The sequence below is a fragment of the Peristeroidobacter soli genome (assembly GCF_004138485.1).
GTDB classification, from domain to species: Bacteria; Pseudomonadota; Gammaproteobacteria; order Steroidobacterales; family Steroidobacteraceae; genus Steroidobacter; species Steroidobacter soli.
Map to the genome: position 1 here is coordinate 58,167 of NZ_RYEV01000005.1, position 25,018 is coordinate 83,184.

Below are 25,018 nucleotides of genomic sequence, written 5' to 3' on the forward strand. Positions count from 1 at the left end.
GCTGAGTGAGTCGGTGCGCAGGCACTTGAGGGTGCGCCGAGTTCGACAGACCGATGCAGCCCGGTGGAGTGCTGTCAGTCGCTCGTTCGTTTATTCCGTTCTTCGAGGACGCGGAAGTCACCTATGCTTGTTTATCGAACTGTCCGAGGGCACGAGCGGGGATCCATGTGAACTACTGCGCCAAGTTCTCAATCGGCGTGATCTCCTTCGTGACCTGAGATCAAGAAGTTCGTCGTCGGCCGCCCCCTTGGCGGCGAGCAACACATCAGATAGGAGACCCACCTGTGGATGAGAGCAAGGCCCTGAGCATCGTGTCCGCGCTGGCGAATGGCGTCAACCCGCAGACCGGTGAAATGTTCGAGATCGATTCGCCGTATCAGGCGGCCGACGTGATTCGCGCATTGTATGTGGCCGTCCGCGCCCTGGAGCTGAGCAAGCGCTCCAGGGCGCGGGGCAATCGCGGGCGGATGCCCGCCAACGCCGGCAAGCCGTGGGGGGAACAGGAGGATCACGACCTGCTGCAACGGTTCGCCGATGGCCAGTCGCTCGCACAGCTGGCTCAGGCACACGACCGGACGATGGCGGGCATTCAAGCGCGGCTGGAGCGGCATGGCCGGCTGCCGGGGCAGGGCTTGCAGTGGCGCGGGCGGGCCGGTGCCGGAGTCGTTGCCGGGACCGAGCGGTCGGAAAATGACAATCTTGATCAGTCCGGGCTAGCGCAGCGCGACTGATCGCGGATCAACATGGAAGAACCCTGCCCGTGATTGGGTTCCAAGAGAAAGAAGCCCGAGCTGTCATCGCCCAAGAGGAGGGGAGCATTCGAAACGGTCCTAGCGAGAATAGCGTCGGGCATTGCTATGTTCTAGTGGAAGTCTCTCGAGGGCACTTTCAGGACCCCGAGCCAACGTGTGTGATCGAACAGGGCCTGTGCGATGAGATGTTTCACGTTGCTCTCCGTCTGAAAGACTCCCCGAACCTCCAGCAGCGAAGCGCCGAGAAAAGCAGCTCGATATTTCTGCGCAACGCCGTGCCATACGATCACTTGTACGATGCCGGTTTCATCTTCCATGGTGACAAATGTCGTGTGCTTCGCTGTGCTTGGTGCTTGCCGCAGCGTGACAAGTCCGCAAAAGCGCACCTCGGCACCATTCTCCGACTGGAGGACCTCGCTGGCGGATTGTATGCGTCGTCGAATGAGGCGATCTCGTAACAGCGCGACGGGATGACGGCACAGTGACAGCCCTGTGCTCCGGAAGTCGGCGAGAATGTTTTGGCCTTCGCTGGGAGATCGAAGTAGGGGAGTAGCCTCCTTCGGTGGCGCCTGGGTCAGCAATGCGAACTCCGTGTCAACGCCGGCCAGCGCCCAGGCTGAGTGATGACGATTGCCGGCAAGTGTTGAAAGTGCGTTTGCATCTGCCAGCAATTCCAGCTCACGACGGTTGAGTCGGCTTCGATTTACCAGATCAGCCGTATCGGCAAAAGCGCGGACGTCGCGCGCACCGATCAATGAGTTGGCCGGGGTTTCGCCCAGCCCTTTGACGAGGCGCAACCCTAACCGCAGCGCCGGTCGTTGTCCCGGGGCATCAACTTCGAGTGTGCAGTCCCAGGAGCTCTTGGTCACATCGATGGCGCGAACCTCGACCCCATGTTCGCGGACGTCGCGAACGATTTGCGAGGGTGAGTAGAAACCCATGGGCTGACTATTGATCAGACCTGCGGCGAATGCAGCCGGTGAGTGGCATTTGAGCCAGCCGCTCGCGTAGGCGATGGCGGCAAACGAGGCCGCGTGCGATTCTGGAAAACCGTAGGCGGAAAAGCCTTGCAGTTGGCGCCACAGCTGGTCACCAAACTGCTCGCTGTATCCGCGCTCGCGCAACCCTTGCAGCAATTTTTCATGAAAGCTTTCCAGGTTGCCGTGCCTTCGCCATGCAGCCATTGCCCGGCGAAGTGCATCGGCCTCACCCAATGTGAAGCCGGCAGCTACTACCGCAAGCTCCATGGCTTGCTCCTGCCATATCGGAATTCCAAGCGTACGTTGAAGCACTCGTCGAACCGCTTCACTTGGATAGCTGATTGGCTCCAGACCCATCCGACGGCGCAGGTAGGGGTGCACCATGTCGCCGAGGATCGGGCCGGGGCGCACCAGGCCGATCTCGACAACCAGATCGTAGAACTCGCGTGGGCGCAATCGAGGCAGCATCGACATCTGCGCGCGAGACTCGATCTGAAAGACACCGACGGTGTCCGCGCGACAGAACATTTCGTATGTCCGTGGATCCTCGGTCGGGATCGTCGCCATGGTCAGCGAGTCGCGAGTTGCTTGATTGTGAAGCGCCAGCGACTTGCGAATCGCGGTGAGCATACCGAGTGCAAGCACATCGACTTTGAGAAGCTTCAATGACTCGAGGTCATCTTTATCCCATTGGATGACCGTTCGATCAGGCATGCTTGCGTTTTCGATCGGGACCAGCTCATCCAAGCGGTGACTGGCGATGACGAATCCACCAACATGCTGTGATAGGTGCCGCGGAAATCCGACGATCTCCCCAACCAGGTGGAGCAATCGTTCGATCATCGGATTGCTTGCGTCGAAGCCAATCTCAGCGAGCCAATGGGGTAGCTGCTGCGGGTCTTCCGTCTCGCGCCGTGCAAGCGCGCCGATCAACCGTTCGATTTGCAGGAGATCGAAACCGAGCGCCTTACCTACATCACGTAACGCGCTCTTGAGTCTGTATGTTATGACGGTTGCGGCGATGCCGGCCCGATGGCGGCCGTAGCGCTTGTACAAGTACTGCATGACTTCTTCGCGGCGTTCGTGCTCGAAATCCACGTCAATGTCGGGCGGTTCATGTCTTTCTTTCGAAACGAAGCGCTCAAATAGAACCGACTGTCGCGCAGGGTCGACGACTGTAATACCCAGGCAGTAGCAAACCACGGAATTTGCGGCCGAGCCGCGTCCCTGACATAGGATCTGTCTGTCGCGGGCGAAACGAACGAGGTCCCACACCGTCAGAAAAAAATGTTCAAAGCGCAATTCCGCGATGAGCGCCAATTCATGCTCGAGCAATGTCGCGACATTGTCGGGTATTCGATCTGGCCAGCGCTCGTGCGCGCCCTCATAGGACAACTTGCGCAACCAACTCGTTGCGGTATAGCCGTCCGGCACCAGCTCGGCCGGAAACTGATATTGGATTTCATCCAGGGAGAAATGGCACTGATCTGCGATGCGGACACTTTCCACGAGCCACTCGGCCGGATAGCGCGCCATCAGTACTCGGATGTCATGGAGGTGACGGTCGCGATTGGGCTCCAGGGCATAACCGCATCCTGACAGCGGGGTTCGTAGACGAATCGCGGTCAGCACGTCGTGTAGCGGCTTGCGATCTCTAACATGCATGAGCGCGCCGCCGCAGGCAGTGATAGGTAGATTCAACGTTCGCGAGAGGCCGCGTGCTTGATCGATGTGCTCGCGGTCACGACCATCGTGGTGCAGTTCAATGCCGATCCAGAGCCGTTCCGAAAACCTCGAACGCAACCATTCGCCATCGGTCTCCGCATTGCGGCCGGTCGGTAGCCAGATGAGGCAGCACGCATCCAGCGCTCCGTCCAACCAAGCGCGTTCCAGCGTGTAGGTGCCCTTCTCGGCAGCGCGTCGCGCTTGTGTGATGAGTCGGCAGAGCTGGCCGTAGCCAGAGCGGGATTTCACGAGCGGAATTACCGTCAGACCATCAGTGCAGGTAAGCAGGGCCCCGACGATCAACGAGATATTAAATTTTTTCGCGGCCTCATGGGCGCGGACGATCCCTGCAACGCTGCACTCGTCGGTGATGGCGACCGCGCGGTAGCCGAGCTTCGCGGCACGCTCCACGAGTTCCTCGGGGAACGAGCTCGATCTCAGGAATGAGAAGTTGCTCAAGGCATACAGCTCGGCGTACATCGTTCATCCGAAGAGTCCGTGCACGAACCACTGATACCGGGTGCTCAGGTCGCGAAAGATCCAGCATTCGATGCCGTCGCGCATGCGCGCTCGATAGTACGCGCGCCTTACGCTGCCGCTTTCCCAGGCTTCGGCCTCGATGGTCTCTGGGCTCGACGCGATTTGAAACTCGCCCGCTTCATACTCTCGCGTGGCGAGCTTTGGTTCACGCAATAGCCAGAATGGCCTGCGAGGTAAGTGCGCGGGAACCTGCGCGGATCTCGATGATTGCAGCGTCGAGCTCACTCGTTGGGCTCGTTCTGGGATGTGATCGGGGCGCACTGAGAGCGCCCGGATCGCGTGTGTGCCAAATCGACTTTGCAACTGTTCGAGCAGCCGTGCCTTGAGCTCCGGTGCGCTGCGTGGATCGGTGCGCGTGGCCGGGTCCATACCGAGCGACCGTGTATGTGGGCTGGCAACGAGCAGCCTCGGGGCATCGACCAGCACTTCACGAATCGGTGCCCGGAGGACGAGTCGGTCCAGATGTTCATGCAGGAGTCCTGCAAGATGATCAGTATCGGCAGTCGCCTGCTGTAATCGTAAGGCGAGTTTCGTTGCGCCCTCACGATGTTTGAGGGTGAGGTCCAACTCGTCTATCGCCCGGTCACTTTCAATGAGGTTGCGTTTCAGACGAGCCAGGGGGCGCTTCAGCATTTTCTCGAGCAGAGACGTCGTTTCAATCTCGAAGTCGAGCACCACTCGATCGCGATAACTTGGCGGTGTGGACCAGCCTCGATGAAGCCAACTTGTTCGACCCAGGGCCTGTTGTAGCTCTCGAACCGGGCCGGCACCGATGCGCCGCGCCAGGTCCTTCCGCGAAAGGCGCATCAGGTCCCCGATAGTGGTGATGCCGAAGCGAGCGAGTTGCAGCTCGACCGGGAGCGGCCATGCGAGGCTCGCGACAGGTAAGGTGCTGAGCGTATCTGCCAGTTCGCGCGGAAGGCACACGCGTGGCGTCGTTGAGGCTCGTGCGAGCCACTGAGCACTGCGGGCAGTAGGTGCAAGCGCTAGTTGCAGGCCGGCGTTCAGCGCACCAAGGTCCGACTGAATGCGCTCGATGAGCCGGGTGGGGCCGCCGAACAGTCGGAAGCTACCACGCAACTCGAGCAGCACTTCGTTCGGCGGTTGGAGGCTGACGGCCGATGTATATTTCAGGCAGTCGGTCGCGACTCGCTCGAGCAGCTGTTTCTCCCCTCTCATCCGTCGTGCGACCAAGGTGAGTGAGGCGCACAGTGCGATGGCCGCATTCATGCGATGGCCGGGGCGCACGCCGTACTGCCATGCTCGTTCATTGCACGCGACAACATGTTTCAATCGGTCCTCTTCGACGACCGCCCACGGTGTCGCGTCAAGCGTAGCGCGTTGGGCTGGCGATACACCTTGGTACGCCGCTGCAAGTGCCAGGTCCGCGAAATGCAATGCCAGCCACGCTTGCGAGCGGCGCGGAGAGCAGGCCGCAGAAGTGGGTGAGGGCGACAGCTCGACCGACTTGAGTGCTGACTTGGAAGCGATCGTCTGTGCTGGTACGTCGAACAGCAATAATTGAGCAGCGGTTGCCATTACTCACCCGGTGATTGGTCCACGTCGGTTGGAGTAATGCGTACGATGCTCGGCCGACGCCCCTGAATTTTCAGTATCGATAGATCGAGCGCGGGGGCCTGCGCTCGGAGCGCTATTCTTAACGTTGCCGGCGAGGCGATGCGCGCCTCACTCATCGGCCGAAACAATACGCCAACACCACGGCCGGTCATGGCTGCAAGCTTGAGCGTGCGCAGCGCTGCAGTCTTCAGGCGTTGAGCCCATGCGACAACCGCAAGACATGCGCCCGAGCGTAGTGCCTGTGTCATGGCCCACTGCAGATCCGCAGGCCGTGACACTGAACAGACCCAATGATCTTCAGGCACCAAGCGATACTGAGCGAGAGCGACGGCATGCAGTTCGAAGGGTGGCGAGAGCCACAGCACAACCTTTCGAACCGGCGGGTCCAAAGGTGACGGTTCCTGTCGCAACAGGCCCAGGAGCAGTCTCAGTTCGCCAACACCATACTCTTCACAAAGCAGCTCGATGAGCGATGGTGCCGGCCACCCGCCGCCGAGCGCACGATCGAGCTCTTCGTAACCCGTGGGGACGCAGCTCGATTGAACCGACGCAAGCGACTGCGCACGCCAGAGCAGCGGAATATCCGTGAGCGTGACCCTGTTCATTGATCAACCGCGCTCCCGCCGCCGTCCATTGATCCTCGACCACGCTTGGATGGACGGACTGTTGCTTGCGGGTCTCCGGACTGTCGGCCGATCCTCAAACGCGCGCGTTAGTGCGACTGGGTCGAGGCAGACGACTGTGCAGTTGGCACAATGGAACAGCTGGAGGACTGCACTCGAGCCGCTCGGCGGGTCCGCCATGACCGGCTGGAATACGGTGCCGTTGCAGATTGGGCAGCAGATGTGGTCGGGCCGGTCCGGCATGGCGAATCAATGGCTGTACGGATGTACATATCCTAGATCGCTTTGGCGGGCGGTGGAAGAAGTCAGACCGGCAAATTCGACCGTCTGACCCCTCCTGCATGGCTAACAGACTGATCGCCCGTCGAATAAATTTTCTCGTTGGGAGCGTGAAGACACGCTTGGCGAAGTGTTGGCCTCGTCTCGGAGTAGCAAACAGGTATACTGTACATAATCCCAGGTTAACCTATGATCATGAGTGGCTCCGCGCTACCCGATGCCTTCTATTATCTCCGCCCGCCGCGTCGAAACAATAGTGCAGGCACACTTGTCGAGTGCCGACACGCCGGTGTACTACGTCGAGAATAGCCTGATCTGCTCAATGTTCGGCTTGCTGTGTTAGGAAGCTATCTTCCACCCCATTTCGGGGTGCATTTTTTCATCCGTTTCAGTCGGGCCCAGCCGATCTTGGCTGCAGTGACTTCGTAGGGCGACGACGTTCTGTATTCGACGCATATCTGCAGTGGCTCGAATCGGAGGAGCACGCCCAAGTCATTCTGCGAACCTTTGTGGAGAAGCACGGAACCAGTGCACCGTTCGTGCATTGGTCTGCCCTCGAGGAATCCACGTTGCAGCTCGCACTTGCCTGCATCCCCGTCGAGCATCTGAAGTTGTCCTTCGCCAGGCTGCTCGACGACTTGGGCGCGAACAGCACCGGTTTTCCCGATTTGGTTCAGTTCTTCGTTGCTGCCCGCACGTACAAGTTCATTGAGGTAAAGGGGCCGGGCGATCGCGTACGGGACAACCAGCGTCGATGGTTGCAATTCTGCGCTCGGCATCGGCTGCCCGTGGAAGTCTGTCACGTCAGTTGGGCTTGAATGGCGCGCGATGTCCTTGGCGGTTGTCACCAGTCCCAGGCATGGCATGATGCCTCCAGGTTTGTGACTTAGGTGATCTCATGTGTTACGCAGCCCTCGTTTCTGCGGACTTGCGTCGATTAGAACGCGAGCTGGGCGCGCGCATCGAATTTGCCGCTTTTCAGCGGGCCTATGAGGCACGCCTTGTCGAGCCCAAGGCGTTCAGAATTCCGATTGCGCTCGACCGGCAGTTTCTAGGAATGACTGATTCGGCGGCAGCGCCCATCGTCGAAGCCATCGAGAAATTCCGCAAGCAGCATACGACGGAATGGGAAGCGGAAATCTTCGAGCAGCGCCGGCGCCATGCGGACGCCGAGCGTAAACTTGCGCAGAATGTGACCAAGTCGGCGCAGAAGGATTTCCAGGTTTCAACCGATAAGATCGAGCAACGGTTGAAGTGGCTCAAAGACTTTCGCGATGCCGAGACGAGCGAAGAAGATATCGTGATGTACCCGATGCACTATGGCCCGCTCGTGACCGAGGTAGATGGAGAGCGGAGAGTCACGCCCATGCGTTACCACTGTAGATTGCCGGGACATGCGCCAGACATGGACAAGCGATTGATGGGAAATTACAACGCGCGCATCGATTCCCTGGAAGATTGGTGGCGACCTATCTTCGGAAAGAATCACGGGCTGCTCGTACTGGACGGATTTCGGGAGAACGTCAAGGTTCATGATATGCAAGGGCGTGAACTCAAGGAGGGGGAGCGACCCGAGAACGTTGTACTCCAGTTCAACCCGAAGGACGAGACTCCGATGCTCGTGCCCTGCATCTGGGCCCGCTGGGAGAGAGGAGGGGAAGTACTAAATTCGATGGCCCTCATCACGGACGACCCGCCCGTCGAGGTTGCTCAGGCGGGTCACAACCGGTGCCCGATCAATCTGACGCATGACTCAGCGCTTGCCTGGCTGGCACCCAAAGGCCGCAGTTCGGCCGAGTTGTTTGAGATCCTCGCTCAGCGGCATCGCCCTTATTATGAGCATCGAGTTGCTGAGGCTGCTTGAGCGAGCAGGTTTCGGCGTCTGTCTGCGCTCCTGTAAAATGTCAGTTTCCGACTGCGGTTTAATCCGCAGCCGAAAGAGGATGTCGCTTCATAATGGAATGGCAGGATCGCGAACCGCACTCGATGTCTTTAGTCGGTGTGCGGCTCCGCATGTTTCTTCTCTGTGCTGAATCGCAGGCCTTCGATGACCTCCGCAATGAGTTGCGCATAGCGCTGCTGCTTCACGGCAGCCGGTATCGGGGCTTGTTTGATGAGCTTGATGGCAACGTCAATCTGCTCATTGCCGACCGTCTCGTCCCTCACTGCGGAGAGAATGGTGCGAACGTTCATCACAACGATACCCAGGACGGGCCAGCTCCAAAACGGCAATTGAGTTAGGTTCAGATAGGTGAGCGTTTTCAGTGCAGGTTCGAAGATGAGCATGAGAGCATGCACTGCTAGCCCCATCGAGACGCCAAGACCCGTGCGCGTGGGGGAGTTCGCCAGCAATAGATCGAGCGTCTTGTCGATAAGCTGCGTCCAGCGGTCGAGGGGGTTCATTCGGTGACAGCTCCTACGGCAAGCGTCTCAGACGCATCCGGCGGTGCAGGCTCGAATGCGGGACGACGTCTGCCATTGAAATCGTCGAAGTCGATGTGATCGGACTGCTCTACGAGAAACCGAATGAGTGTTCGGGCTTCAGAATCAGTACGGCCGAAGAAGCCGCGGGACACGCGGTAGCCAACCACAACTTCTTTGAGCACCACGAGGAGAAAGAAAGCGGCCGCGAAAGTGGCGGCGGATATCATGGCAACAAGTCCAAGCCAGGTACCTGCGAATAGCGCGAGCGAGACACTACCGAGCACTACCTTTGTCAGGCGATTGTGCTTGCGGAAGTGTGCGAAGTACGTCGAGCTGAGCGCGATGCCGCTTAAGTGCGACTCAATCGTTCTGCGAAGGGCGGCTGGCGAGGCTGGGGACGCCGTCGCAGCCAAACTGTCGTCCGCATGCTCTCGCAGAAGTTGATCAAGGCTAACGAGCTCAAGCATCTCTCGTACGTGTGCGGGACTTTGTTTGAGCCATCGCACATACGCAGCTTGCTCTTTAGGCGAAATGCCTTCCCCAAGCTTGACGAACCAAGCCTGAGCGCTTCCGTCTTGCGAGCTGCCTTCAGAAGGTTTGGTGCGCTGCCCTCCCATATTGCGGAAGACCGGTCGAGGGCACGGAGTGATCCGCCATTCGCGCGCAAAGCGGCAATGCACACGACGAGATACAAAACGTGTTCGCTTGATTTACTCGCAAATTTGGTGATCTGAGTGAAATTCCATGGACATTCTTGGTTTCTTTGCGAGTCCACGTCGACAGGAATTTTACATTCAGCGTTCCAGCTGGAGTCTCTGTCTCCACCGCTCCGGCTCGGTTCCCCATAGATCGTCGACAGCCTTGTCCATCGCCTTCATGAAAAGCGCACCAGACTGGGCGCGCACGCGAGTAGCTAAGTGGCAGTGTTGATCTGACCGGACAGGGCTGTGATCTTATGTCCGCTTCTGGCCCGAAAGCGGACATGGGCTGCCTGCGGGCGTGGATTTGATGGGCCTTCCTCGCGGTGGTTATATGCAGACTGGCGCCAAGCGGTGGCTCATCGTTCCTATCCGGGACCATCAAGTGTCGTCTCGCGTTCCAAGAACATTTCGTTGTTTGCTCCACGAACCAGCGCGTTGGTCCGAACGGGCACAAAAGGGACATTCCAACCGTCCGTACGAGAGCCGATCCGAAAGAATCAAGCCGCCGCACAAACGGCAACCGGCGAGCTCGATCTGCTCACCGCGCGCAAGTTCGTTGAGTACGAGCATTCCATGTTCGATTGTCAGCTTGGCCGCTGGTACGTCATGCTGAAACCACTCAAAGGCATCGCAAAGCAGATCTCCGCGCTCCACGCTCGGGAGCATGCGCTCGGGTTCGACCAGAACGTGGTTCGGTAGCACATGCACCGATTTGCAGATCGCCGCAAAGATCGCTGACTCCAATCGAAAGCGGGCGGAGTGCATGATCGTCTCCAAACTAAACGGTGAAACACCTCGGTGTCTGATCAGCTGTTCGCGGTGGCCGGGTGCGTAGCTCTTGTACAGTGCGCGAATTCGATGATCTGAGAGGCGCGTCCAGGATGAGATTGTTCGAGTGCGGGCTTCGTGCTTGATGAGCCGCCACGCCAAGTCGAGGCGCTGACGATCCTTCATGTAGCGATCATCGGTAATGCGCATAGTTGGGTGATCCTCGATCTGTCCAGGTTGGTCAGCGACCCGGCTCGTCGCTTGCGCCATCCGCCAGCCACCGTTCGATGTCGGACCTTCGCCAGCCTTTGGAGGAGTGCTGCTTGGGAAACGTGCCGGCACGCATACGTCGATAGATCGTGCAGCGATGACAGCGAGTGATTCGGACGACATCTTTGGTCCGCAAAATCTGGTCCATATGAGGTTCCTGCTCCCGCTTGAGCATGGATCTGCTGGGCGCCAGAGGAGGTGGATTGGCTGCGGCATCCGCACTCAATGTCGTTGCACCCAGTGGTAACGAGAATTGCCGATCGGCGCCATCGTGGGCGGATTTGTTCGGTCGGCGACGGCTCGGCTGGCGACGCAAGCGCATACGGGTGCAACGGATTTCGACTGATTCCGACTGTGCAGCGGCGTAGTGGGCGCAGCAAGGCGGCGTTCGTGCCGGGCTTAGTCAAAAAGGCGGGCTACTACGGTTCTTGATCTTGGGCGAGCAGATCCCAGAGGAAGAACTGCAGGCCGTGTGCGGTTACTGGTGCAACCCGCGCATACTCCGAAGATCTCGCGACGTAAATCAATCGATGCCACACGTCCGGCCGGTCGTGCCATCGTGGTCTCACCTGACCTCTATGAACCTCGCACGTCGCGATCTGCAGCAAGTCTGGAAGTGAGAGGCGGGCAATAGTCGCGGCGGTCTGGGCTGTAGCGCCCAAAGCCAGTCGCGCCGCAATCGCATCATTGCGAGCAAGGTGCCAGGCGAGGAAACACGCGGCGCGCGCCAGGTTCTCTAGCCGCGTTTGCAGCGGATCGGTCGCGACTGGCAGCACGGCCCGAGTCATCGCCACCCGATCATCTTCGGAGATCTGCCATCGGGTGGGATCGTTGAAGGCGATATCCAGCAGCAGGAACGGGCAGTGGGCGATCTGCGCGAGCAATGGCGCATCTACGTCATGTAGCTCGCTCCCAAGAGCATGCCATTCGGGCCAAGCCGCATCCGCCGCGTCGGAGTTCGCCACGTCCACGAGCAGCGCTAGCATTTCGGAGTTGATGCCATATATCGGTGCGAATGGCTCCGACACTGCAACATCCTCTTCTCAATAGCCCACTACAGCGTGCGTTCTGGACGCGGTTCGGCATGTCGGGCTCCACACTTTGGCTCTGCCGTCCGGGATCCGCTTGGCCGGCCGATCTTTGCCTCTGTCAGCGGGCGAGATGATTGCTACCAGTCCTTGATGACCTGGAGGGCCACGAAACGGCCCAGTGCGCTCGCGTTCTCTGTGTCGTACCCAGGGTCTCCGAATGCTCCGCGCCGATCGACAATTCGCGGCGGAGCCTTGTCCATCGCGTTGAGGACGCTGCCTTTCAGCGTCAATCCGCGCAGCAGTCCCGTTGTGCTTCTGAATACGTATGCGGTGCTGGCGTCGATGGTGCTCCACGAAGCAACTCTACGAGACGACGTGGTCTGATTGTCTCTATAGGAGTCGACGTAGTTGATCGAAGCCGATATCGACCATTCCGGACGCGACCACGTCAGCTGTCCCCGGGCTCGGAGAGCTACTGGATTGAAGACAGTATCGAGGATACTCACCCTCGGCGAAGAACGGTTCACCCATGTGTCGAAGGAGTGCAGGTAAGTTGCATCGATGTTCGACTTGACAACGCCCGCATCAGTCTGAAGTTCGTGCGAAAGCACGAGATCGAGTCCCGAAACCTTTGCCCTCGATTGATTGCGGGTGCGGGCATCGAGCGTTCCTTGCACGCGGCCAAAGTCCTGACCGCTCCGACTTGAGCCAACCGGGGCTATACGCACGAACTCGAGAACTTCTGGGTCCGCTGGCACAGAGATCAGCGGTACCTGGGCCGGATCTGAGAAGGGCATGCTAGTGACCCCAGGCGTCACGATCCTGTCCTTATAGTCGATGTGGAAGTATGTCGCCGTGATTCTTGTTCTCGGCAACATGTCAGGTCTGATGCTGAAGCCGGTCGTCCAGGTCGTAGCATGTTCGGGCCCAAGATCCGGATGCGGCGCTTGTGTAGCGATGGCAAGGAAAGTCGTGCCTGTCGGTGATGCGGGGTTGGGTGCGTTGAGGAGAATGCCGGTGCCGAATGTCGTATCGAACTGCTGAAGGTATGGCGCGCGAAAGGACGTTCCCCACGTCGTGTGGAGCGAGATGCTCGGCAAAGGCGCCCACGTCGCGCCAACCTTAACAGTATCGGTATCCCCCACGTCGCTGTAATCTTCATATCGGACAGCAGCAGTAACGTCGAGGCGATTGCGGCTCTCCCTAGTCATCAAGGGAACGTGGAGTTCAACAAACGCAGCGTCAACACTTCGGCTGAGTCCATTGGAGGTGTCCGGTGCGCCAGAAATATCGACTCGTCGGAGATCCAGGCTTTCCTCGCGTCGCTCGACTCCTAGAGCTACCTGGGACATGCCGCCCGGAGCCTCGAACGCCATTCCCGCAGCCTTGATTTCTGTGGCGGAGACCGCCAGCTCCAAATTCACCGTATTGTGAGGTGGCTGGACGTTGCCGAGATGGTTGGATCGCACGTTGTCGGAATCGCTGTATGTGTGGGCAAGCTCCACTTTCCAATCCTTGGCGAGACTCCATGCAAGCTCGAAGGTGCCGGCGATCGATTCGCTTTCCGAGTCTGACGACAGTTGATTCTGAGTGAAGCTCTGGAAGTGCTGAACATGCGAGTCCCGTCGGTTCGCATAGATGTCGACGGATGCGCTCAAGCTATCGAGGATTCTATAGTGAGCCCGCGCGAGGGCGCTCAATCGCTCCTCGTCTGGCAGCAGATCATTCCTTCCGCCCCAGAGGCCACGGGCAAAGGGTCGGTCCGAAGCTGCCAGTGAATCGCGCTCGCCGTAATCAGCGTTCAAGACGATCGATCCACGTTCCCATGTCTTGCCAAACAGCTGATTCACGGACCAGTCGCTCAGGTCTCCGCTGGTCACTGTGCCATAGCGTAGGCTCGTTTCCGCGCCGTCAATGTTGTCCCGGAGGATGATGTTGACGACTCCGGCCAGCGCGTCTGATCCGTAGATCGCGGATGCTCCATCAGGAACGATATCAATCCTCTCTATCGCGCTGAGCGGGATGGTCGATAGATCATAGAAGCCTCCCGACCCACCGGCGGCCATGCGTCTGCCATTGATCAGAACGAGTGTCGCCTCATTGCCAAGCCCGCGGAGATTGACTCCGGCTCCGTGCGTCAGATTGTCTCTGCCGCCATTGCGAAAGGACATTACTGCTGCGCTGGCCTCGCTGCGTCCGCCTGCAAAATTCTGAGGCAGTGCGCGAAGAAACTCCTGGGTTGACGTGGAGCCGGCGTTCGAAAAATCCATTCGATCAAAGGAGAGCGTGAGCGCGTGGTCGATAACATTTCTGCGGATATGACTTCCTGTGACAACCACTTCCTGCTCCTCCTGTGCAGTCTCGTTGCCCGTGTCGCTCACAGGACGCTTTTCGCCTGGCCGGGGGCTCAGAGTGGCTCGCACGGGTACGATCACGACAGAGCCAGCATCGATCACTTCGAAGCTGAGTGTAGTTCCCTCCAAGAGCTTGGCGAGTGCTTCGCGGGCGGGGAGTTGTCCAATCACGCCTTGTGATTTCTTCTGCTCCACAAGTCTGCTCGAGCTCGTAACCTGCACGCCTGACTGCTCCGAGTACCGTGTCAATGCCGACGGCAGCGGTTGGGGAGAGATCTCAAAGGATAAGACGCTATTCATCGGCGACTGTGCCAATGCTGTTCGAATCAAGAGGCCAATACACAGAAGTAGCATGGCTACCACCTGAATGCAGGCTTTCAATATATCCTTGACCGTCATATATGTAATCTCCTATACATGTTTGGTGCTTCTGGCACCTATACAGACGGGCTGTTGGCGTATTTTTGGAACACCGATTGAGTCGCCAAAATAGATTCAAAATTATAGGGTGTTGATCGTCTTAGATAGAGGGGCAATGGACGTGCAGGAGTCGGTGCATCGAGAGGCGGTGACGGAAGAGCATCGCGCACGCGTGGAGGACCTGTTTCGTCGATACAATAAGCAGCTGATTGGTTTTTTGGAGATCCGCTGGCTCTCGAGGCAGGAGGCGCGCGAGGTGGCGCAGGAGGCTTACGTGCGACTCTTGAGTGTCGATGTGCGAGGGGTCAAATCCCTGGAGAGCTACCTGTTCAAAACCGCCGCCAATATTGCCATTGATCGCCGGCGACGCGACGGTTTGCGTGAACGCCGTGCCGAAGAATTGCCTGTTTTCTCGGATCTCGTGGACAACCGCACGCCGGAGAGGAGAATTTCCGGGGAGCAGGCACTGCTGAGGTTGCAACACCTGATCTCGGCGTTACCGGCCAAGTGTCAACTGGCATTTGTGCTGAATCAAATAGTGGGAGAGGACTTCCAGCAGGTTGCAGAGCGAATGGGTTTGTCCGAGGACATGGTGCGCAAGTACGTCAAACGAGCTTGGTTGCACTGTCGTGCGCGCATAGACCAGGAGGTCATCAATGCGAAGCGATAACGTGCTTAGTTTCGGTTCGAAGACTTCGACCAAGCGGCGTTGGTGGAAGGACGCGGAGACCGATCCTATACATCTTGCGGCCACAGAATGGTTGATGCGAATGCAAGTCCCCGATGTGGCTCAGGAAGAGATATCAGCTTGGCTCGACTGGATGCAGAGGGATGCCAGGCACGCGGCGGCATTTGATCGAATCCAGGAGCTTTCAGTTTCACTGAAGGCGGTGCCGGCTCCACCTGAGCCGGATGCGGGCAAGCTCGTCGCGGATCACTACGACGCGGCGGTACCTCTCGGTGATTGGTACGCCACGCGAAATCGGCGCCGAGTTGCTGTCGGTGTTGTTGCCGCGGTGTCGACGGCAGTTGTTCTGGCAGGTGCGCTGTTGCACATCGAGACCGCCAAAAATGAGCCGACGGTCGCGGAGCAGGTGCTCGATACGTCAGTTGGCGAGAACCGAAGGGTGACGTTGTCGGACGGATCTCTTGTGGTGCTTGGGGGAAGTACGGGGCTTGCAGTGGCCTTCTCCGAGCGGCAGCGTGTAGTCAGACTCGATCGAGGTGAAGCGTACTTCCAGGTCGCTAAAGATTCTTCGCGACCCTTCATCGTGCAGGCCGGAGCGGCCTCCGTTACCGCAGTTGGTACGGCATTCAATGTAAACCAGCGCGAGGACAGATCGATTGTGACCGTAACCGAGGGGCGTGTGCTCGTGGAGCTGGCCAAACTTTCGACAGCGGTCTCGCCACGCACCGGTGTGCATCTCAATGCAGGCGAGCAAGCCACTGCGGACCATGCGGGCATCGGTGCTCCCGCTACAGTCAGTGACCTGGCTTCGATACTCTCGTGGCAATCGGGACGCTTGTCCTTCAACAAGCAATCGCTGCGTGATGCTGTACGAGATGTGAATCGCTATGCCTCGAAGCCGATACGGCTCGCGACTGAGGAAATCGGCGATATTCCGATTACTGGCACGGTGACTACTAGCAACATAAGCGGTTGGGTCACTAGCGTGGAGCGTGCATTCGGGTTAGCGGCTGATGAGACGCCAGATGTTGTCATGCTCCACGTAGCAGAGACTGAGCATGCTCGATGACAGGCCTCCACTGGAGATGTTGTTCATTGTTTGCCTTGACAGGCTTGGCTTGCAGGCGGATGGTAATCAGGAGGGGGAGTGTTCTACGTTATCGCAAGGAGGCTATGCATGATCAAGTTAGGAAGGGTCTCGATGGAGACTCGGGAGAGCAAATTTTTGGATCTTCCGGAACCCGAGGGGATACCCTGGTATCCATTGTAGTTCGCGACGCTGATGGCAGAGTGCGGTCGAGAATGGCGCACTCTGTCACTCTACAGCTCCGTTCACTGGGGACGAAACAAGCGCATGAGCAGGTAGTACACGGCCAGGAGTACGCCGAATCCTAGCGCCGTGGCAAGCAGCGTCCAGAAGGGAGCATCCGGAAGCGTCAGCTTCACGCCGATCGCCGTCAACACGCCAAGCACGGTGAGGGCGCCCAACAAGAAGCCGATAAAAGGTTCCAGAATCGCCAGCACGAAATAGATCGGAACGCATACTGCTCGCCACGCGAGCTTCACGCCGACTAAAGACAATTGGATCGGTCGAGTGTGCGGTTCGGAGATCATCGCTCATGCTCCTCTGTCGAGATGTGCGCATTCCTGTCGCAACCTGTTGCGTCCGGTCGCAGCGTGTCACGTCGCCGGTGAATCGTTCCTGAACCGTACATCCATTCCGAACATTTTTGAACAAACACGGCAATTTCGTTGCTCACGGCAAGCGTTGATCCGGTGATTTGATGCTGTCTCACGAGGCGACCGACGGTCGCCGGCACTCAGTGGAGGCAGATTGTCATGACCAGCTCCGATCTTGCCGCACCAAGTATCGTTTCGTTGCCCGCAGTCGCATGCGGTTGCGCGCTGTTGCTGGCCCCACCTGTGTGGGCGCAGACCTCGCCCTTCCACGTCGGGGCGCAGAGCCTCGTCACCAACATCGTCGCGATCGCCACTCCTATTGCCATCATTCTCATCATGGTTCTCGGCATCGTTGCGGCGACCGGCCGGATCTCCTGGGGCTGGCCAATTGGGGTGCTAGTCGGGGTGGCCGTGATCTTCGGTGCTCCTCAGGTGGTGGCCTGGATCCGTGGCCTCTTCGGTGTCTGAGGATAACCCATCATGAGCGAACGGAATGCCGGTCTCACGTTGGATCCATTGTTTGTCGCTGCGACGAGGCCGCCGATGCGATGGGGCGTGACGTATCTCGCGCTGCTCGGCGAGATGGTGATCACGATGGAGATCTTCCTGCTGAGCAAGAATTTGCTCACGTTGCTGCTTGCCATTCCATTGCACGGTATTGCCGCGCTCCTTTGTGAGCGAGATTCCCGCTTCTTTGACTTGGCGGCGTTGTGGCTGAGGACGCGCTTGCCGGCGCTGATGGGAACCCTGCGGTACTGGCACGGCACGAGCTACAGCCCGCTCGTGCTCGACCTTCCCAGTAGCAAAGGACGGCGGCGGCGCGTGCCGCACGTCTGCGTGTGAGGACGCTATATGCATGATCTGCTCTCCATTGCGCGCGCGAAGCGGGAGTCCGGCCTCGCCGATCGCATTCCGTACACCGCCCATGTCGCGCCCCACGTGGTGCGCACGGAGGCGGGCGACTATGTACAAACAATGCGCTTGAGCGGCGCGAGTTTCGATACTGCCGACGATGTGGATCTCAACGTTCGCCACGAACGCCTGAACGTACTATGGCGCACGATTGCGAGTCCTCACTTGGCGGTCTGGACGCATGTGATCCGCCGGGCCGTTAGCGTCGAGCCCCCGGGCGAGTTCCCGCCAGGATTTGCCGCGCAGCTGCTCGATGCCTACCGACGACGCGTGCGCGGCCGGTTGATGTGCAATGAGCTGTACGTCTCGCTCGTGTATCGACCTGCCGCGGGCCGCGCCACCGGATTGGCGACGCGCCTGCTCAAGCGAACGCATGGCAATGGCTCGGCGTTGGAGCTCACGGACTCCCTCGACCAGTGCGCGCAGTTGCGAAGGACAGTAATGGAGCATTTGGTGGCATACGATCCGGAGCTGCTCGGAGTGGTCGAGCGCGACGGCCGACGATTCTCGACACTGCTCGAGTTCTTCACCCTGTTGCTCGATACCGAGCCTCGACCTGTCGCTCTGCCGAGAGCGCCGTTAAACGAGGTGCTCGGCACCACGCGTCCCATCTTCGGGGCCGAGGCGATCGAGTATCGGATGCCTTCATCAACGCGCGTTGCCGGCATGCTCGGTATCCGTGAGTACGCGTCGCCCACGAGTCCGGGGATGTTCGATGCGCTTCTCGCAGCGCCTTTTCCATTCCTGTTGACTCAGTCATTCACCTTCCTGAGCCGCGTAACGGCTCAGGGGCTGTTGGTGCGTCAGCACAATCAGATGCGAAATGCCGGTGACTTTGCGATTTCGCAAGCGGATGCCCTGCATGTGGCGCTCGATGAGCTCTCGGGCGGCGAGTGGGTAATGGGGGACCATCACTGGTCGCTGCAAGTGTTGGCCGATCTGAACGCTGACACGGCGGATAAGGACGTGGCGCGTAGGTTGAAGCCGCTGAATGATCGACTCGCCATGGCGACCGGGATGCTGGTCGATACGCAATTCGCCGTGGCGCGCGAGGATCTCGGCATGGAAGCCGCGTGGTGGTCGCAACTGCCAGGCTACTTCGCGATGCGTCCCCGCAAGGCTCCGGTGAGTTCGCGCAACTTTGCCGCCTTCGCTTCGTTCGACAACTATCCGATAGGGCGGGCGACGGGCAATCACTGGGGCGAGGCTGCCGCGCTGCTCGTGACGCCGGTAGGTTCACCGGTCCACTTCTCGTTACACGCGAGCGACCCACGCGCTACAGACGGGGGCGCTCGACGCGATATCGGCCACACGCTGATTCTCGGGCCAACCGGTTCTGGCAAGACTGTGTGGATCGGCTTTCTATTGACGATGCTCACGCGCTTTCGCACCACACAGATCGTCATCGATAAAGATCGAGGCCTCGAGATCCTGATTCGCGCACTGGGCGGTTCTTACGCACCGCTGCGAAATGGCGTGGCCACCGGTTTCAATCCGCTGCAGCTCTCACCGACGCCCGGCAACATCGACTTTCTTCGCCAGTGGCTCCGCGTGCTCGTGAGGCGGCCCGATCGACCTCTCTCGGCCCGCGAGGAGAGCGATCTGGACCACGCGTTGCGCGGCGTGATGGCGCTCGATCCCTCGACGCGACGTTTATCGCGCGTGCTCGAGTTTCTGGATGTCACGGACGCCGAGGGCATCTGTGCACGACTCGCCTCCTGGTGCGCCGATACAGGAGAGGATGCCTGGGTGTTCGACAACCCCGAGGATGCATTTCTGCCAGGACTGACTGGCCACGCAGTGATGGGGTTTGACATCACGGATTTCCTAGACAACGTGCGCGTACGCACGCCGATCACGATGTATCTATTCCATCTGGTCCGCAGTCTGGTTGGCAACGGACGCGTGGTGTGTTGGGCGGATGAGTTTTCCCGACAACTCGATGATGAGGCGTTCAGCGAGTTCGCCAAGAACGGACTGCAGACCTATCGCAAGTTGGATGCCGCGCTGGTCGCCGCGGCACAAAGCCCGAGCAACGTGTTGGGCAGCCGGATCGCCCGAACCATTCTCGAACAGACGGCGACTAAATTGTTTCTTCCGAATCCAGATGCCACACGCGAAGACTATACCGAGGGATGCAGCTTGACCGAACGTGAGTTCCTGTTGGTCAAGTTCGAGCTGCGGCCGGGCAGCTGCCTCATCAAGCAGGGACATCACAGCGTGGTGTGCTCGCTTGATCTACGCGGATGCACCGATGAACTCGCCGTGCTGTCCGGACGCGCGGCGACCGGGACGCTGATGCGTGAGTTGATCGAGCGCCACGGCCCGGCGCCGGAGGCATGGTTACCCCTGTTTCTTTCGCAGTACCGATCTATCGGAGCCTGAACGCTCATCAGGAGATTATATGAGATCGCTTCTGAGTCGACTCTTAGTAATCGTGGCGACGTCGTTGTTGTCGCTGTCGGCCGCCCATGCGCAGTGGGCGGTGGTCGATGTCGGCGCGATCGCCCAACTGGTGGAGCAGTTGCAGACTCTGCAGCAGCAGCTGAGCACGGCTCGCGCTCAGCTCGCTGAGCAGCGAGCTCAATACACTGCCATCACCGGCTCTCGAGGCATGCAGCGCCTCTTGCGGGGAGCCAACCGAAACTACTTGCCGCAGGACTGGGCGACGTTAGTGGCGGCCGCTCGGGGGACCGAGGGTGCTTACAGTGCACTGGCTGCCGAGATCGAAGCGGCAACCCGCACGAATGCGGTGCTATCTGCAACGCAGCTCGCCGCACTCTCTCCGTCGGCGCGTGCAGATATCGAAGCCTCGCGACGCATCGCGGCACTGATGCAGGGATTGGCACGCCAGGCGTTGCAAGAGACCAGCCACCGGTTCGCGAGCATCGAACAGCTCATCGATTTTATTGGTACAGCAGGTGACCAAAAAGCCGTGCTCGATCTGCAGGCACGCATCGGCGCTGAGGCAGCGATGCTCGCCAATGAGCAAAGCAAACTCGAAGTATTGCGTGCGACCGCTCACGCGGAATCTGAAGCGCAGCGGCAGCGCTTGCTCGAGCGCGCGATCACGGACATCGGCTCGTTGCGGCAGTTGCCACCGCTGCGTTTCTAATTCACTCATAACAGGAGCGTCACCGTGGGATTCTTCGCTCAGTTCTATGCCTGGCTGAACGACCTGCTGCTTGACTACATCGCTCAAACGGTCGTGCGTGTGGCCACGACACTCGAGCCTGCGGTGGCTACGTTGGCAGTGTTGTACGTGATGGTCTGGGGCGCTCTCCATCTGACTGGGCGCATCGAGGAGCCGCTCACCGAAGGACTGAAGCGGATCGGCATTCTCGCCCTGATCCTCGGGGTGAGTCTGCGTTTGTGGCTCTATCACGACGTGATCGTCGATACGTTCTATGACGCGCCCTCGCAGCTTGCCGCAGCGGTAGTCGGTGCGAACGATCCGGTCGGCATTGCCGACGAAGTCATGTTTCAGGGTGCGGATGCGGCGCAATCGCTGCTCGCAAAGGGATCGATCTTCGGAGGAAATATCTCATATTACATGGCTGGAATGATCGTCTTCATGATGGTCGGCCTGACGGCGGTGTACACCATGTTCTTACTCTCGTTGTCGCATATCGCACTGGCGGTGCTGCTGAGTATCGGCCCGATGTTCCTCGTACTCGCACTCTTTGAGGCCACCCGTCGTTTTCTCGAAGCATGGCTCGCGCAGCTCGCGAACTACGCATTCATCGCGCTGCTCTCCGTGATGGTCGCGGCAGTCATGCTCACCATGCTCATCGCAACGACTCGCCAAGTGGCCGCGGTGGGCACGGGGATTCAAATTGTCGATGCCGTGCGAGTAGGGCTCGCCTCCGGATTGACGCTACTCATCATGCGGCAGGTGATGCCGATGGCGTCGGGTCTTGCGAGCGGCGTCGCGCTTTCGAGCTTCGGTGCGATGAGTGCCGTCATCGCGTGGGGGATGGGCCACGCCTCCAATTCTGCACGGCAATTTACGCGCGGTGCGCTGCTGGATAAAGAGACCACACGCTGGGATCCGTTATCGCGCATGGCGGGCTTTCAAGCACGGCGCGCAGTGCTCGGCGGTGGCCGCCGGACGTTACGTGCGCTCGCGAGCGATAACACCGTGAGTCCTTCGGCACGCGGGTGATTTCAGAATGAACATCGTCAAATCGCATCGTACAAGGGCCGGAATAGCATCAGCAATGGCGGGGTTGCTCGTCGGGTGCGCGGGCAACCGGGCCGTTCCTGTCGACTGTGATCGACGCCTGTCTCCGATCAATGTTCCGGCCGTGATAGCCGAACCGGTGAGGCGCGAGCCGCGGGTTCCGAAGGAGCCGGAGCGATGAGCACTGATTCGTCATTGGCCGACTACTACGCGGAGGCTGCCAGTTGGGATCGTGATCGTGCTGGCGAGCTCGAACGTCGCGCGCGAACAGCGTGGATCGTTGCCGGCGTGAGCCTCATCTGTTTACTGGCTTGCGTGACCGCGTTGGTGGTGTTGATGCCGCTCAAGTCGGTCGAGCCGTTCCTGGTGCGCGTGGATTCGCGTAGCGGCATTGTCGACTTCGTTCCACCGTACGACGGACGCGGAACGTTGGACGAGACCATCACGCGTTATCTACTCACTCACTACGTCACGGTTTGCGAACGCTTCTCCTGGTCCACGGCCGAGAGTGACTACGAAGAGTGTGCCGCATTCAACTCGGCGCAGCGCAACCAAGTGTGGGCCGAGGCATGGGCAACCGCGAATCCCGCGTCACCGCTGAATGCCTACAAGGACGGATCGACACTGCACGCTGACGTCCAGAGCGTTACGTTCTTTACGCGCAGCTCTGGACTCGCAGACCTTGCGCAGGTCCGATTCGTGAAGGCATTGCGTCGGGGCAACGGCGCGGATGAACAGCGTACGTACTGGATCGCGACTATTCAGTACGCGTATGCCAAGCCATCCGTCGATCCGAGCGTTCGCCGCTGGAATCCGCTTGGACTTCGAATCATCGACTACCGCCCCGAAGCGGAATCCACTGGCGCTCGCGGCGAGGCCGCGAGCGGGGCACGCAATCCAGTGGAAAAGGAATGACCGACATGCGTGGCCAGATCATGCGCATTGGGTGGTTGTGCATTGTGAGCGGCACTGTGTTCGCCGATGTCCCGCCGGCACGAGAAGTCGAGGCGGAGCGCCTTCCGGGTGTGGTCGATAGTCGCGTGCGCGTTGTGTCTTACGTGGCCGATCAAGTCTATCGCCTCAATGGCGCGGTGGGCTATGTCATTCACATCGAGCTCGAACCCGGGGAGCAATACCGAGGTATCGGTGCTGGAGACAGCGAGGCGATTGCGGTGGACGTGCAAGACCACCATGTCTTCCTGAAACCGCGCGCGTCTGGCATCGACACGAACCTCATTCTGGTGACGGATCGCCGTCGCTATCAGTTCGACTATCACGCCGATCCTTCGATGCTCGGGCGCGAAGTTGAGCCGCCGCCTATCTATTCGTTGCGCTTTGTGTATCCACCGGCGCCGGCGTCCGAAGTGTCTCGTCTGGAGCAGGCACTGTCGACTGCATCGTCTACGCTCGCGCGACGTGTGAATGTCGATTACTGGTATTGCGGTCATCCGGCGCTCAAGCCCGAGTCGGTGACCGATGATGGGGTCCACACCCGCATTCGCTTCGGGTCTCGCAGTGAGATCCCGGCCGTGTTTGTGCGACATTCGGACGGCACGGAAGCACTCACGAATTTCAGCGTGGAGGACGGCTACGTGGTCCTCCACCGCTTGGCGCCGCAGCTAATCCTGCGGCGAGGACGCTTGGTTGGATGCATCGTCAACCGTGGATATGCGGGTAGTGGGGAGCGGCTGCCGAACGGAACGATCTCACCCGACGTCGTACGTGACGTGAGACAGGTGCAGCCATGAGCGTCTCACGCCATGACGGGGGGAGCGACGACGCGAGCGAGCTCGAACCTACGGCGATGCCCGAGACACCGAGCAGCGACGCGCAGCAGGGGCGTTCAAAACAGAGTTCGGCGTCGAGCGTAGGAGTAGCGGGCGAACGCGGCATTCCCTCTGTCAATCGCGTCCGCTCCATGCAAAGCCGCGTGAGTAGCGCGCTCGCTATCGGATTGATGGCGGTCATAGGACTCGGATTTCTGGGGTGGTACTACTCACACGCGCTTGGTCGGGGCGAGCGCGTCCAAGCGAATGCGGAGCGTGCCACTCGTGAGCGTGCTCAGACCGAGATGATTGTGCCGCCGCTCGGCCCCATCCAACCGCCCCGCGTCGTTCCGCCCGACACGTCGGTTGAACCGGAGACGTCATGGATGGAACACGCCATGGGCGAGCCGCCGCCAATGCCTGGTGGTGTGAGATGGAGGGCCGCTCAAGGATTCGCTACAGAAACCAGTCACGAGGTTGCGGGCTCACCAGACGGCGCTGCTCATCCCGCATCGGTCGATCGGAGACTGACCGGCGCTGTACTCATTGGGCGCAGTCGTGCTGCAGATGATGGCCGCGCACCTGTCTTGCCGACGCCTCGGGCGGCTGACGTCGGCCAGGAAGGGGATCTCGCCGTCACGGCAGGGCGGTCCACACTCGAACATACGCTTACGCCCAGTGTGTTGCCGGCGACAGAGGCGCGCGTACTGCCGTCGCGGCACCTCTTATTGTCCAAGGGCACAGCGGTCGACTGTACGTTGATCACGGCAATCGATACCAGTCTCGAGGGCATTGTTACCTGCGTGACCGCGACCGACACCTTCAGTGCAGACGGTCGTGTCGTGCTGATCGAACGTGGCAGCACGCTTGTCGGTGAAACCCGTGGGGAAGTTCGTCAGGGCAATGCGCGCGTCTTCGTGCTATGGGGTGAGGCACGAACGCCGAACGGCATCGTCGTTCCGCTCGAATCGCCTGGCACAGACGCACTCGGGCGTTCCGGATTGCCTGGCTACGTGCACCGGCATTTCGTCGAGCGCTTCGGAGCCGCGATCCTGGTGTCCGTCATCGACGGCGCCGTGCAGGCCGCCTCGCAATCTCAACGGGGCAACGGCTCTGTTCTCGTTCAACCCTCGACGTCCAGCGGCGTGCTCACCGACGTGCTCCGTCAGACTATCGGTATCCCACCGACCGTCCTCGTGCACCAGGGTGATCGCGTCCAGATCCTGGCGGCACGCGATGTCGATTTTCGGAGGATCTATGAGCTTCGCCTCACGCGGCAGTAGTGTCATCGCCTTGAACAGTGACGCCGGGCAAACTGAGCCGGCTACTCCCGGTGCGCGAGAA

General features: G+C 59.7%; 23 protein-coding genes and 1 pseudogene. 13 read left to right on the forward strand and 11 right to left on the reverse strand.

Features of this window, described 5'->3' with window-relative positions; translation table 11 throughout:
• Nucleotides 1-284 precede the first annotated feature (284 nt).
• A complete protein-coding gene (locus EKO19_RS21765) occupies nucleotides 285-731 on the forward strand; it encodes a hypothetical protein (RefSeq protein WP_129778607.1) in 447 nt (148 codons plus the stop codon).
• A gap of 131 nt (nucleotides 732-862) precedes the next feature.
• Here EKO19_RS21765 and EKO19_RS21770 read toward each other — a convergent pair whose 3' ends face one another.
• Genes EKO19_RS21770 through imuA form a run of 3 tightly spaced genes read right to left on the reverse strand, consistent with a single transcriptional unit; the run spans nucleotide 863 to nucleotide 6,180 of the window.
• The gene (locus EKO19_RS21770) at nucleotides 863-3,937 is read right to left on the reverse strand and encodes an error-prone DNA polymerase (protein WP_129778608.1); all 3,075 of its coding nucleotides are present in this window, start codon (nucleotides 3,935-3,937) and stop codon (nucleotides 863-865) included.
• Nucleotides 3,938-3,940: 3 nt separating this feature from the next.
• Complete coding sequence (locus EKO19_RS21775) at nucleotides 3,941-5,536, reverse strand: Y-family DNA polymerase (RefSeq protein WP_129778609.1); 1,596 nt, start codon at nucleotides 5,534-5,536, stop codon at nucleotides 3,941-3,943.
• Nucleotides 5,536-6,180, reverse strand: coding sequence for a translesion DNA synthesis-associated protein ImuA (gene imuA, locus EKO19_RS39955; RefSeq protein WP_129778610.1), 645 nt, complete (start codon nucleotides 6,178-6,180; stop codon nucleotides 5,536-5,538). Before imuA ends, EKO19_RS21775 begins: the two co-directional genes overlap by 1 nt.
• A gap of 806 nt (nucleotides 6,181-6,986) precedes the next feature.
• On the opposite strand from imuA, the gene EKO19_RS39960 reads away from it, so the two are divergent.
• Complete coding sequence (locus EKO19_RS39960) at nucleotides 6,987-7,295, forward strand: VRR-NUC domain-containing protein (RefSeq protein ID WP_157995384.1); 309 nt, start codon at nucleotides 6,987-6,989, stop codon at nucleotides 7,293-7,295.
• Between the two features lie 80 nt (nucleotides 7,296-7,375).
• Complete coding sequence (locus tag EKO19_RS21790) at nucleotides 7,376-8,341, forward strand: SOS response-associated peptidase family protein (protein ID WP_129778611.1); 966 nt, start codon at nucleotides 7,376-7,378, stop codon at nucleotides 8,339-8,341.
• Nucleotides 8,342-8,469: 128 nt separating this feature from the next.
• On the opposite strand, the gene EKO19_RS21795 is transcribed toward EKO19_RS21790, so the two are convergent.
• From EKO19_RS21795 to EKO19_RS21820, 7 genes and pseudogenes are all read right to left on the reverse strand, one after another.
• A complete protein-coding gene (locus EKO19_RS21795; RefSeq protein ID WP_129778612.1) occupies nucleotides 8,470-8,880 on the reverse strand; it encodes a hypothetical protein in 411 nt (136 codons plus the stop codon).
• Nucleotides 8,877-9,368: a hypothetical protein gene (locus EKO19_RS21800; RefSeq protein WP_246038940.1), complete on the reverse strand. Its 492-nt coding sequence runs from the start codon at nucleotides 9,366-9,368 to the stop codon at nucleotides 8,877-8,879. The genes EKO19_RS21795 and EKO19_RS21800 overlap by 4 nt, the downstream gene beginning before the upstream one ends.
• A 9-nt stretch (nucleotides 9,369-9,377) precedes the next feature.
• A pseudogene (locus EKO19_RS39965) lies at nucleotides 9,378-9,518 on the reverse strand (FecR/PupR family sigma factor regulator); the annotation flags it as partial.
• 462 nt (nucleotides 9,519-9,980) lie between these two features.
• A complete protein-coding gene (locus EKO19_RS21805) occupies nucleotides 9,981-10,580 on the reverse strand; it encodes a FlhC family transcriptional regulator (RefSeq protein WP_157995385.1) in 600 nt (199 codons plus the stop codon).
• A gap of 31 nt (nucleotides 10,581-10,611) precedes the next feature.
• The gene (locus tag EKO19_RS21810) at nucleotides 10,612-10,788 is read right to left on the reverse strand and encodes a helix-turn-helix transcriptional regulator (RefSeq protein ID WP_129778615.1); all 177 of its coding nucleotides are present in this window, start codon (nucleotides 10,786-10,788) and stop codon (nucleotides 10,612-10,614) included.
• A 271-nt stretch (nucleotides 10,789-11,059) separates the two neighbouring features.
• Complete coding sequence (locus EKO19_RS21815) at nucleotides 11,060-11,524, reverse strand: hypothetical protein (protein ID WP_157995386.1); 465 nt, start codon at nucleotides 11,522-11,524, stop codon at nucleotides 11,060-11,062.
• A 284-nt stretch (nucleotides 11,525-11,808) separates the two neighbouring features.
• A complete protein-coding gene (locus EKO19_RS21820) occupies nucleotides 11,809-14,424 on the reverse strand; it encodes a TonB-dependent receptor (protein WP_129778617.1) in 2,616 nt (871 codons plus the stop codon).
• A gap of 136 nt (nucleotides 14,425-14,560) precedes the next feature.
• Between EKO19_RS21820 and EKO19_RS21825 the strand changes: the two genes are divergently transcribed.
• Together EKO19_RS21825 and EKO19_RS21830 are read left to right on the forward strand one after the other, a co-directional pair.
• On the forward strand, nucleotides 14,561-15,115 hold the full coding sequence (locus EKO19_RS21825) for an RNA polymerase sigma factor (protein WP_129778618.1): 555 nt from the start codon (nucleotides 14,561-14,563) through the stop codon (nucleotides 15,113-15,115).
• Entirely contained in the window at nucleotides 15,102-16,202 is a 1,101-nt protein-coding gene (locus EKO19_RS21830) for a FecR family protein (protein ID WP_129778619.1), read from the forward strand. The genes EKO19_RS21825 and EKO19_RS21830 overlap by 14 nt, the downstream gene beginning before the upstream one ends.
• Before the next feature lie 263 nt (nucleotides 16,203-16,465).
• Here the strand turns inward: EKO19_RS21830 and EKO19_RS21835 are convergent, their stop codons facing one another.
• On the reverse strand, nucleotides 16,466-16,747 hold the full coding sequence (locus EKO19_RS21835) for a hypothetical protein (RefSeq protein ID WP_129778620.1): 282 nt from the start codon (nucleotides 16,745-16,747) through the stop codon (nucleotides 16,466-16,468).
• 225 nt (nucleotides 16,748-16,972) lie between these two features.
• Between EKO19_RS21835 and EKO19_RS21840 the strand changes: the two genes are divergently transcribed.
• The 8 genes from EKO19_RS21840 to EKO19_RS21875 all read left to right on the forward strand — a co-directional run bounded on the left by EKO19_RS21840 (nucleotide 16,973) and on the right by EKO19_RS21875 (nucleotide 24,957).
• Nucleotides 16,973-17,281, forward strand: coding sequence for a TrbC/VirB2 family protein (locus tag EKO19_RS21840; RefSeq protein WP_129778621.1), 309 nt, complete (start codon nucleotides 16,973-16,975; stop codon nucleotides 17,279-17,281).
• 12 nt (nucleotides 17,282-17,293) lie between these two features.
• Nucleotides 17,294-17,656 carry a VirB3 family type IV secretion system protein gene (locus EKO19_RS21845; RefSeq protein ID WP_129778622.1) on the forward strand — a complete coding sequence of 121 codons (363 nt, stop codon included), beginning with the start codon at nucleotides 17,294-17,296 and terminating at the stop codon, nucleotides 17,654-17,656.
• 9 nt (nucleotides 17,657-17,665) lie between these two features.
• The gene (locus EKO19_RS21850; protein ID WP_129778623.1) at nucleotides 17,666-20,110 is read left to right on the forward strand and encodes a VirB4 family type IV secretion/conjugal transfer ATPase; all 2,445 of its coding nucleotides are present in this window, start codon (nucleotides 17,666-17,668) and stop codon (nucleotides 20,108-20,110) included.
• A gap of 19 nt (nucleotides 20,111-20,129) precedes the next feature.
• On the forward strand, nucleotides 20,130-20,840 hold the full coding sequence (locus EKO19_RS21855) for a type IV secretion system protein (RefSeq protein WP_129778624.1): 711 nt from the start codon (nucleotides 20,130-20,132) through the stop codon (nucleotides 20,838-20,840).
• Nucleotides 20,841-20,864: 24 nt separating this feature from the next.
• Nucleotides 20,865-21,890, forward strand: a complete 1,026-nt coding sequence (locus EKO19_RS21860) for a TrbL/VirB6 family protein (protein ID WP_129778625.1) — start codon at nucleotides 20,865-20,867, stop codon at nucleotides 21,888-21,890.
• A gap of 195 nt (nucleotides 21,891-22,085) precedes the next feature.
• Nucleotides 22,086-22,823 (forward strand): VirB8 family type IV secretion system protein, encoded by a 738-nt coding sequence (locus EKO19_RS21865; RefSeq protein ID WP_129778626.1) that lies wholly within the window; start codon nucleotides 22,086-22,088, stop codon nucleotides 22,821-22,823.
• Nucleotides 22,820-23,656 (forward strand): TrbG/VirB9 family P-type conjugative transfer protein, encoded by an 837-nt coding sequence (locus tag EKO19_RS21870; RefSeq protein WP_129778627.1) that lies wholly within the window; start codon nucleotides 22,820-22,822, stop codon nucleotides 23,654-23,656. The genes EKO19_RS21865 and EKO19_RS21870 overlap by 4 nt, the downstream gene beginning before the upstream one ends.
• Nucleotides 23,653-24,957 carry a TrbI/VirB10 family protein gene (locus EKO19_RS21875; protein WP_129778628.1) on the forward strand — a complete coding sequence of 435 codons (1,305 nt, stop codon included), beginning with the start codon at nucleotides 23,653-23,655 and terminating at the stop codon, nucleotides 24,955-24,957. Before EKO19_RS21870 ends, EKO19_RS21875 begins: the two co-directional genes overlap by 4 nt.
• Nucleotides 24,958-25,018: the final 61 nt, after the last annotated feature.